The sequence below is a fragment of the Hydrogenophaga defluvii genome, assembly GCF_042665235.1.
GTDB lineage: Bacteria > Pseudomonadota > Gammaproteobacteria > Burkholderiales > Burkholderiaceae_C > Hydrogenophaga > Hydrogenophaga defluvii_A.
In genome coordinates this window covers 1-9,690 of the sequence record NZ_JBHTBZ010000076.1, presented here as the reverse complement: position 1 = coordinate 9,690, position 9,690 = coordinate 1, and the positions used below count along the sequence as shown (strand labels likewise).

The window sequence follows — 9,690 nt, the reverse complement described above, 5'->3', positions numbered from 1 at the left end:
CCCCCCCCCCGCGCCGCGCCTGAGGGCGCGTCACCCCCCAGGGGGCGGTGCCTACGGACCGGCGGAGCCGGATCCGTGGCACCCCCGGTTTGAGGGACTTGGCGCACAACTGTTGTTTCGCCCCGGTGATGCCGGGGTGATTTTTTTTGGAACGGCATGAACCCAGAAAACCGGCGCGGCATCGTGATGATGTCGGCGGCCATGGCTTTTTTCATCGCCAACGACGCGCTGGTCAAGCTCGTGAGTGCCTCGCTGCCCACGGCCCAACTGATCTTCGTGCGCGGGCTGCTGACCACGCTGCTGCTCGGTGGCGTGGTGCTGGGCAGTGGCCTGGCGGCGCAGTGGCGGCACATGCTGCAGCCCACCGTGGCGCTGCGCGCGCTGTTCGATGCGGGCGCCACCTTCACCTACCTCACCGCACTGTTCCACCTGCCCATTGGCAACGCCACGGCCATCAACCTGTCGGCGCCGCTGTTCCTCACGCTGTTCGCGGTGTTTCTGCTGGGTGAACGGGTCGATGCCAAGCGTTGGGCGCTGATCGTGCTGGGCTTTGTGGGCGTGTTGCTGGTGGTGCAACCCAGCGCCGAGGGCTTCAACGCCTACGCGCTGCTGTGTGTGTTCGCCACCTTGCTGCACGCCGCGCGCGACCTGCTCACCCGCCGCGTGCCGGCGCAGGTGCCCTCGCTCATCATCACGCTGGCCACGGCCTGCACGGTCACGGTGTTGTCGGGCCTGTGGAGCCTGAGTGGCGAGTGGCGGCCCATGGGCAGCGCCTCGATGGCGCAACTGGCCGGTGCCGCCCTGTGCCTGGCCGCCGCCTACCACCTGCTCACGCTGAGCATGCGCGCGGGCGACATGAGCGTGATCGGCCCCTTCCGCTACAGCGGCCTGCTGGTGGCGCTGCTGCTGGGCTACCTGCTGTGGGGCGACGTGCCCAACGCGCTGGCCTGGGGTGGCATCGCGCTGCTGGTGGCGGCCGGCCTGGGCATGCTGCACAGCGAGCGCCAGCGCGCACGTGCCGCGCTGGACGCGGCGACGGACTGAAGCGACGCTCCCGTTGTTGGGTGCGCTCCTCTAACGCGCCGGACGTCTCGGGCCCACAATGGCCCATGACCAAGCCCGCTATCCCCCAACACCTGCGCCGCTCTGACCTGCGCGCCACCGCACAGCTGTTGACGCTGGCCACCCGCCAAGTGGCACAGGTGGTTGAAGGCATGCACCGCGCGGTGTTTGACCGCATTGGGCTGCCCGGCGCCGATGCACCAGGGCGCACGCGCGGCATCACGGGGATGGTGTACCGCAGCATCGACGGCGTGGCGGCCGGGGTGGGCGTGGGCGCCGAAGCGCTGCTCGCAGGGGCCGAGCGTTGGCTGCCCCCCGCCCCTGACGGGCCGGACTCGCCCCAGCGCCTGGCGCTGCGCGCCGCCCTCAACGGCGTGATGGGCGACCGCCTGGCGGCACAGGGCAACCCGCTGGCCCTGCCCATGCAACTGGTCCACGCAGGCACGGTGCTGGACACCGCCGCCCGCCTGACACTGCCCGGGGCACCAGGGCGGCTGATCATTGTCTTGCACGGCTTGTGCATGAACGACCAGCAATGGACGGTGACCAACAGCGCTCATGTGATGAACCATGGCGACACACTGGCGCGAGCCATGGGCGCCACCCCCCTGTTCGTGCGCTACAACACCGGCCGCCACATCAGCGACAACGGGCGCGAACTTGCGGCCCAACTCGAAGCCCTGGTGCGCGCCTGGCCCGTGCCCGTGACCCAGATCACCCTGATGGGCCACAGCATGGGCGGCCTGGTGGCGCGCAGCGCCGTGTTTGCCGCCCAACAGGCGCGCCTGGCCTGGCCTGTCCAAGTGCGCCACCTGGTGACCCTGGGCACGCCCCACCACGGCGCGCCGCTGGAGCGCGCCGGGCAGTGGGTGCACACCCTGCTGGGCGCCCTGCCCCACACCGCGCCGCTGGCCACACTGGCGCGGCTGCGCAGCGCCGGCATCACCGACCTGCGGTTCGGCCAGGTGCGCGACGACACGCCCACGCCCACCGACCGCTTTGCCCACACCGACGACCGCCGCCAGCCCCTGCCCTTGCCCGAGGGCGTGGCCAGTTTTGCCATGGCCGCCACCCTGGCAGGCCAACGCAGCCGCGTCGCCGAACGTTTGCTGGGCGACGGTCTGGTGCCGCTGCGCAGCGCACTCGGCCAACACGACGACCCGGCCCACCAACTGGCGTTTGCGCCCGACCACCAATGTGTGCTTTACCGCACCGGACACCTGGGCTTGTTGAGCAGCCCGGCCGTCACGGCGCAGTTGCTGCGTTGGCTGGCCTGACGAGGGCGCCCAACGCGGCCACACCCACCGGCGCCTGCGGCAACCACGGCAGCACAAAGGTGCGCTGCGCCAGGCCGCTGGCAATGCGTTCGGCCTGCCTGTGTTCGCCCACCAGCCGCGCCTGCAGCAGTGGGTCGTGGGTGCCGGTGGCCGCCAGGCTTTTGTTGATGACCCAGGCCCAGGGTTCGATGTGGGCACGCCGCAAATCGTCCTGCAAGGCGGCGGCCTGGCTCACCGGCGTGACCTCGGGCAAGGTGACGATGAGCACGCGGGTCATGTCGGCGTCCTGCAAGCGCATCAGCGGCGTGATGAGGTGGGCCGTGCCACCCTTGCCTTCGTACTGGCTCATCATCTGCCGGTGGTAGGCGCCGGTGGCGTCCATCAGCAACAGGCTGTGGCCGGTGGGGGCGGTGTCCAGCACCACGAAGGCGGTGCGCGCCTCGTTGACCACACGGCTGAAGGCGTGGAACACCGCCACCTCTTCGGTGCAGGGCGATTGCAGGTCTTCCAACAGCAGGGCGCGGCCGGCATCGTCCAGCGCCTTGCCACGCGTGGCCATCATCTTGGCGATGTAGGCCTCGGTCTCAGCTTTCGGATCGATGCGGCCCAGCTTCAGACCTGGCAGCGCGCCGGCCAAGGCATCGGCCACGTGTGCGGCCGGGTCGGTGGTGGTCAGGTGCACCGCGTGGCCGCGCTGCACCAAGCCCACCGCCAGGGCAGCGGCGATGGTGGTTTTGCCCACACCGCCCTTGCCCATCACCATGACCAGGCCATGGCCGTGGGCCGCCAGCTCATCGACCAGGTGCGCGAGCGGCTCGCCCGACAGCGCGATCTCGGATGCCGAGACCCGCGTGGTCGGTACCGTGTCACCACCCAGCAGCGCCCGCAGCGCGGGCACGCCCACGGTGTCGAAGGGCCGCAGCGGCACCTCATCGAGCGGCAGCGCTGCCAGCACCGCGGGCAAATGCCGCACCGCGTCGCGGCCCATTGCTTCGATGGCGTTGGCAATGGGGTCTTTCGGATCGGAGGCATGAAACACCCCGTTGACGGCCAGACGCTGGTGGCTCAAACCCAGGGCGCTCAGTTCCTCGGCCGTGCGCGCGGCCTCCTGCATGGGGCGCGGATCGGGCCGCGTGACCAGCACCACGGTGGTCAGCGCCGGGTCGCTCAGCGCGCGCAGGGCGGCGTTGAAGCGCGCTTCCTGCATCTTCAGGCCCGAGTGCGGCCCCAGGCACGAAGCACCCCGGTCGTTGCCAGCCAGAAAACCGGTCCAGGCCTTGGGCAAACTGAGCAGACGCAGGGTGTGGCCAGTGGGCGCGGTGTCGAACACCACGTGGTCGTGTGGGGCGCCCACCACCTCGCCGGCCAACAGCGCGGCAAATTCGTCGAAAGCGGCAATTTCGGTGGTGCAGGCGCCCGACAGCTGCTCGCGCACGGTGGAACGATCCTGCTCACTGGTCTCGACATCCAGTTGCGCCAACACGCGCTGGCGGTAGGCCTCGGCGGCGGCATCGGGATCGATGTTGAGCACGTCCAGGCCGGGCACACCAGGCACGGGCACCGGCTGGTTGGACAGCGGCACGCCCAGCATCTCGTCGAGGTTGGATGCGGCGTCCGTGCTGACCAGCAGCACGCGCCGGCCACCGTCGGCCAGCGCGATGGCTGTGGCGGTGGACAAGGAGGTTTTACCCACACCGCCCTTGCCAGTGAAAAAAAGAAAGCGGGTCGGGTCGGTGGCAAAGCCGGGCAACGTGGGCGTGTTCATGTTGCCAGCATCGCACAGCCCGGCGTGGCCCGCACTGACGCGGGTCAAGGCCAGGTGGTGTCAGGGCCTGGGCAGGGTGACGGTGGCACGCAGGCCCGGGCCCGCGTTCTCGAAACACAACCCACCCCCATGCGCCTGCGCCACCAGCTTGCACAGGTACAGCCCCAGGCCCACCCCACCGGCACTGCGGGTGCGGGCGCTGTCCGGGCGGTAAAAGGCTTCACTCAAGCGGTGCAGGTGTTCTTCGGGCACACCCGACCCATGGTCGCGCACCACAAGCACCACCTGGCCCGCATCCACCGCCAGCGACAGCTCAGGTGCTTGTGTTGACGCCGCCCCGTGGCGCAGCGCGTTGTCGAGCAGGTTGCGCAGCAGCAGGCGCATGCGCACCCGGTCCAGCAACAGACTGGGAAAGTGCGGCGGTACCCGCACGCGCACCTCACCCGCTCGCACATGGCGCGCAGCCAGTTCGGTCAGCACCTCGTGCGCCAGCGCGGGCAGGTCCACCGGCTCGCGCTGCAGCGCCGCGTGCGGGCTGGACAGGCGCTCGCTCTCCAGCAGGTCGGTGATCTGGGCCGACATCTCCTGCAGGTCGCGCAGCAGGGCCTGGCGCTGTGGCAACACGTCCTCGCTCTCCGGCAGCAATTCGGTGTTGAGCCGCGCGCGCGTCAGCGGGCTGCGCAGCTCGTGGCTGATGGCCAGCAGCAACGCACGCTTGGCGTCCAGCATTTGCTGGATGTCCTGCCCCATGGTGTTAATGGTGGCGGCCAACTGGCCCAGCTCGTCGGGCCGGTTCGCGTGCTGCACGGGGATGGGTTGCGAAAAGTCCCCGGCGCCAAAACGGCGTGCGCCAGCGCGTATGTCGTCCAGTGGGCGCAGCATGCGACGCACGATGAGGAAAGCGGCGAGCGTGAGCAACAGCAGCGTGACCAGGGTCAGGCCAATCAAGCGCGGGCGGCGCTGGAAGGCATCGTCGTTCAGACCGAACTCGATCTGATGGCCATCGGCCGTGGTGCGACGCAGCAGGCGTGACCAGTCAGCGTCGTCGCCGGCGTTCGACTCCCGCTTCCAGCGCGCGCGCTCGTGATCGGGGTGTGAACGCCAATTGAAGCGGGGGCCCTGGACGTCGATGGTCAGCGGCAGGCGTTCGGTGAGGGCCTGGGCGCGTGCCACATCGGGCGCGCCGCCCACCGTGATGTCGGCTGCCAGGTGGTCCACATAGTCCATGAGCAGCGGCCGCGCCGCCTCGCGCCAGCCCACCGAGAAGGCTTTCTGCGCGCCAAACAGAAATGCGGCGGCGACGGTCAGGGCCAGCAGCAGGAAGATCAGCACCAGGCGCAGCTTGATCGAGTGGCCCACCGCCTGGCGGGCGCGTCGGTGCCAGGGCGGGCGACGCGCCGTCATGGCAAGCGGCGCAGCGCCAGCGCGTATCCGGCGTTGCGCAGGGTCTTGATGGCATCCAGCGGTTCGAGCTTTTTGCGCAGGCGGCTGACCACGATGTCCACCGCGCGGGTGTAAAGCTCGGCTTCGTGGCCACGCAATTGGTTGAAGATGTCGTCGCGGTTGAACACGCGGCCGGGCTCGCGCGCCAACAGCAGCAGCAGCTCGAACTCGGTGCCAGTGAGTTCGACCTCGGTGCCTTCGCGCAACACCCTTCGGCGTGTGGGCGCGATGCTGAGGCCACCTTCAAAACGCCATTCATCGGGGTCCACCTCGGCCGGCGCGGCGGTGCGGCGGCGGCGCAGCACCGTCTGCACCCGCTCCACCAGTTCGCGCGGCTCGAAGGGTTTGGGCAGGTAGTCGTCGGCGCCCAGTTCCAGGCCCACCACGCGGTCCATCACATCACCGCGCGCGGTGAGCATGAGCACCGGGATGTCGCTGGTCTTGCGCAGCGTGCGGCACAGCTCAAAACCATCCATCTCGGGCAGCATCACGTCCAGGATGGCGGCATCAAAACCACCCTGGGCCAGCAAGGCCAGGCCTTCGCTGGGCCGCAGCGCCTGGGTCAGTGCCAACTCAAAGCGTTGGAAATAGGCGGCCAGCGGTGGACCAAGCTGTTCGTCGTCGTCGATGAGCAAGATGCGGGGCATGCGCCATTCTCACATCAGCACACGTTGCCGATGGCGCAGGATGAGGCGGCGCAGACGCTGCTGGGCGGGTGCGCCCAGTGTGTCAAAGTGGTCGGCCGCCGACAACAGCTGTGGCAGCACCGGCAGGGCGGCCTGGGGCTGACGCTGCGACAGCCGGGCCCACAGGCCCAGCGCGTGCTCGCGGTCGAAGCGTGGGCCCCACACCAGGGCCAACAGCTCGGCATGGGTGTCGTCGGTGCCGGCCAGCAAGCTGGCGCCACAAGCGCGCAGGTCGTGGGTCAGTGGTGACATGTTCAGCCCCGGCCCCAGCCACCGTGGCCGCGTTTTTCCAGGCGCTCGCGCACCTGCTGCTGCTGGACCGGTGTCAGGCTGTCGTAGAAGTCGCCAAAAGCGGCAATCACCTTGGGGCCGGCGCCTTGCACCTGCTGGGTCTTGCGCTCCAGCAGGCCCTGGGCGGCAGAGCGGTCGAACTTCTCACCGGCGATCAAGGCCTTGATCTCGGCACGCGGTTCACCGCCCTGTGCACGCCAGGCCTTGCGCTGGGCGATCAGCTCGTCGGCCAACACGCCCAGTTTCTGTTTCTGCGCCTCGTTGAGTTCGAGCTTGTTGCTGATGCGCTCGATGGCCTTGCCTCGCATCTCGGTCACGCGTTCGTCGCTCCAGCCACGGGCGTGGTCGCCACGCGATCCGCAGGCGGTCAAACCGCCCAGAACGATGGATGCGCCGAAGACAGCGATCAGGGATTTTTTGAGCCAGGGTTTCATGGTTAAGTCCTTTGTGAGCACGGGTTGAACATGGCCTCCATGGTGCCGACCGGTCCTCGCTTCGTCGTCTCGGTGCGGTATCGCTTTATTTCGTTTTGTATCGACCGGCGCGCGGGCTTGCTACAGTTCAGCCTCCCCGACCGAGACACGACATGAGCACCGCCCCCATCCGACTCACCCAATACAGCCACGGCGCCGGTTGCGGCTGCAAGATCAGCCCGCAGGTGCTGGACGTCATCCTGGCCGGCAGCGGCGCGCAAAACCTGGACCCCAAGCTGTGGGTCGGCAACGCCTCGCGCGACGACGCCGCCGTTTACGCACTGGACGAAGAGCGCGGCGTGGTCTCGACCACCGACTTCTTCATGCCCATCGTCGACGACCCCTTCGACTTCGGGCGCATCGCGGCCACCAACGCGATCAGCGACATCTATGCCATGGGCGCCGACCCGCTGATGGCGATCGCCATCTTGGGCTGGCCGGTCAATGTGCTGCCGCCCGAGGTGGCGCGCGAGGTGGTGCGCGGCGGTCGCGCCATCTGTGACGAGGCCGGCATCCCGCTGGCCGGCGGCCACTCCATCGATGCGCCCGAGCCCATCTTTGGCCTGGCCGTGACGGGCGTGGTGGACAAGCGCCACATGAAGCGCAACGACACCGGCACCCAGGGCTCGCGCCTGTACCTGACCAAGCCGCTCGGCATCGGCGTGTTGACCACGGCCGAAAAGAAGGCGCTGCTGCGCCCTGAGGACGTGGGTGTGGCGCGCGACTGGATGTGCACGCTCAACAAGCCCGGTCGACAGTTCGGCCGGCTGGCGGGTGTGAGTGCCATGACCGACGTGACCGGCTTTGGCCTGCTGGGCCATCTGGTGGAAATGGCCGAAGGCAGCGGCCTGACCGCCGTGCTGCACGACAGCGCCGTGCCGCGCCTGCCCGGCATCGATGCCTACATTGCCCAGGGCTGCGTGCCCGGTGGCACCCAACGCAACTTCGACAGCTACGGACACAAGGTGGCGCCCATCACCTTGGCCCAGCAACAGCTGTTGTGCGACCCTCAGACCAGTGGTGGCCTGCTGGTGGCGGTCACGCCCGAAGGCGACGCGGAATTCCTGCGTGTGGCCACCGAGGCGGGTCTGTCGCTCGCCCCGATTGGCGAGCTGGTGGCGCGTTCGGCGCACGCGGTCGAGGTGCGCTGAACGCGCCACATCACCCGGGGTTCAGAACACCTCGGTGTCCACCTCGCGGTTCGCCTGTTCGGTGTAGCGGTTGCCGGCCACCGTCTTGTTGTTGATCAACGCCTCCAGACGGGCCATCACATCGGGCGACAAGCGCACCGCGTCGGCACCCAGGTTGTCCAGCAGGTGATCGACCCGCGAGGTGCCGGGAATCGGCAAGATGTGTGGCGCCTTGTGCAACAGCCAGGCAATCGCCAGCTGCGCGGGCGAACAACCCACCTCCTGCGCGATGGCCAGATAGGGTGGCAGCAGGCGCTGGTTGGCGGCAAAGTTGTCGGGCGCAAAACGCGGCATGGTGCGGCGGATGTCTTTGGCATCGAAGGCGCTGGTGTCCAACGGCCCGCACAAAAAACCGCGCGCCACCGGGCTGAAGGCGACGAAGGCGGTGCCCAGCTCGCGGCAGGCGTCGAGCACCGCGATCTCGGGGTTGCGTGTCCACAGCGAGTACTCGGTCTGCACCGCAGCAATGGGGTGCACCGCGTGTGCACGGCGCAAGGTGGCAGCCGACACCTCGCTCAACCCGATGCTGCGGATCTTGCCCTCGCGCACCAGATCGGCCAGGGCGCCCACGCTGTCTTCCGCGGGCACCTGCTTGTCCCAGCGGTGCAGGTAGTAGAGGTCGATGACGTCGGTGCGCAGGCGTTGGAGCGCAGCCTCGCAGTTGGCCTTCAACGTGGCCGGGCGGCCATCGATGACACGCACCAGTTGCCCGTCGCCCTTGAGGTCGGCACCGAACAGGCCACACTTGCTCGCCAACGTGAACCGGCTGCGGTGGGGCGCGAGCACCTTGCCGACCAGAGTCTCGCTCGCGCCAAAGCCATACAGCGCGGCGGTGTCGAAGTGGGTCACGCCCGCGTCCAGCGCGGTCAACAGCAAGCGCTCGGCGTCGGCCTCAGGCACCGGTGGGCCGTAGGCATGGCAGATGTTCATGCAGCCCAGACCGATGGCGCTGACGGTGAAGGGGCCGAGTTGTCTTTGTTGCATGTTGGATTTCCTCAGGTTTATGACGTCATTTGTTCAGACAAGCGCTCCACCTGTTCCAACGCCATTCGAATGGCATCTTCCTGCAGATCGGGAGGCTACTTGTAGCGACGCAGCGTGATGCGCACTAGGTTGCGCAAGCTGTTCGAGATCGGATCGATCATGCGCGCACCAGCCCAGGTTTGAGAGCAAGCCGATCCTGAAACTCCAGCGGGATTTCGCTCCAATGCTCAATCAACAGATCGACCAGTTGCCGACCATTGATCAGACCGATTCGAGGAAACCCGTTTTCCAAAGCGACTTCAGAAGCAGCTGATTGGAAATCAGCCGTGGTGATGAAAGCGCCTTGTCCACCAAACGGGATGGCTTGACGAAGCTGACGAACGACGTTGGCGGAAATCTTGGTGCCGCGCTTGTATCGCTTGGCCTGCACGAACACCGTATGCGCGCGGCGAACCCATCTTGCGCATGACCGGTGTTGATGGTCAGCACGCCAGCGCAGGGTTTGCGCTGCCATAGACT

10 protein-coding genes are annotated in these 9,690 nt (G+C 68.0%); 3 read left to right on the top strand and 7 right to left on the bottom strand.

What is annotated here, in order from left to right:
• The first annotated feature begins 156 nt into the window (after nt 1-156).
• Nucleotides 157-1,044, top strand: a complete 888-nt coding sequence (locus tag ACFQU0_RS19875; RefSeq protein ID WP_382203681.1) for a DMT family transporter — start codon at nt 157-159, stop codon at nt 1,042-1,044.
• Between the two features lie 65 nt (nt 1,045-1,109).
• Nucleotides 1,110-2,339, top strand: a complete 1,230-nt coding sequence (locus ACFQU0_RS19870) for an esterase/lipase family protein (RefSeq protein ID WP_382203679.1) — start codon at nt 1,110-1,112, stop codon at nt 2,337-2,339.
• Here ACFQU0_RS19870 and arsA read toward each other — a convergent pair.
• The 5 genes from arsA to ACFQU0_RS19845 are packed head-to-tail and all read right to left on the bottom strand — an operon-like array spanning nt 2,308 to nt 6,958.
• The gene (arsA, locus tag ACFQU0_RS19865) at nt 2,308-4,104 is read right to left on the bottom strand and encodes an arsenical pump-driving ATPase (protein WP_382203731.1); all 1,797 of its coding nucleotides are present in this window, start codon (nt 4,102-4,104) and stop codon (nt 2,308-2,310) included. The two genes, ACFQU0_RS19870 and arsA, sit on opposite strands and share 32 nt — an antisense overlap.
• A 60-nt stretch (nt 4,105-4,164) precedes the next feature.
• Complete coding sequence (locus ACFQU0_RS19860) at nt 4,165-5,508, bottom strand: HAMP domain-containing sensor histidine kinase (RefSeq protein ID WP_382203677.1); 1,344 nt, start codon at nt 5,506-5,508, stop codon at nt 4,165-4,167.
• Nucleotides 5,505-6,194, bottom strand: coding sequence for a response regulator transcription factor (locus ACFQU0_RS19855; protein ID WP_382203675.1), 690 nt, complete (start codon nt 6,192-6,194; stop codon nt 5,505-5,507). Before ACFQU0_RS19855 ends, ACFQU0_RS19860 begins: the two co-directional genes overlap by 4 nt.
• Before the next feature lie 9 nt (nt 6,195-6,203).
• Nucleotides 6,204-6,485 (bottom strand): hypothetical protein, encoded by a 282-nt coding sequence (locus ACFQU0_RS19850; RefSeq protein ID WP_382203673.1) that lies wholly within the window; start codon nt 6,483-6,485, stop codon nt 6,204-6,206.
• 2 nt (nt 6,486-6,487) lie between these two features.
• A complete protein-coding gene (locus ACFQU0_RS19845; RefSeq protein WP_382203671.1) occupies nt 6,488-6,958 on the bottom strand; it encodes a Spy/CpxP family protein refolding chaperone in 471 nt (156 codons plus the stop codon).
• Between the two features lie 152 nt (nt 6,959-7,110).
• Here ACFQU0_RS19845 and selD point away from each other — a divergent pair, with 152 nt between their 5' ends.
• On the top strand, nt 7,111-8,148 hold the full coding sequence (selD, locus tag ACFQU0_RS19840) for a selenide, water dikinase SelD (protein ID WP_382203669.1): 1,038 nt from the start codon (nt 7,111-7,113) through the stop codon (nt 8,146-8,148).
• 21 nt (nt 8,149-8,169) lie between these two features.
• On the opposite strand, the gene ACFQU0_RS19835 is transcribed toward selD, so the two are convergent.
• Together ACFQU0_RS19835 and ACFQU0_RS19830 are read right to left on the bottom strand one after the other, a co-directional pair.
• Nucleotides 8,170-9,171, bottom strand: coding sequence for an aldo/keto reductase (locus tag ACFQU0_RS19835; protein ID WP_382203668.1), 1,002 nt, complete (start codon nt 9,169-9,171; stop codon nt 8,170-8,172).
• Nucleotides 9,172-9,328: 157 nt separating this feature from the next.
• Nucleotides 9,329-9,690, bottom strand: a 362-nt coding sequence (locus tag ACFQU0_RS19830) for a restriction endonuclease (protein ID WP_382203666.1), incomplete at its 5' end; no start/stop codon positions are given.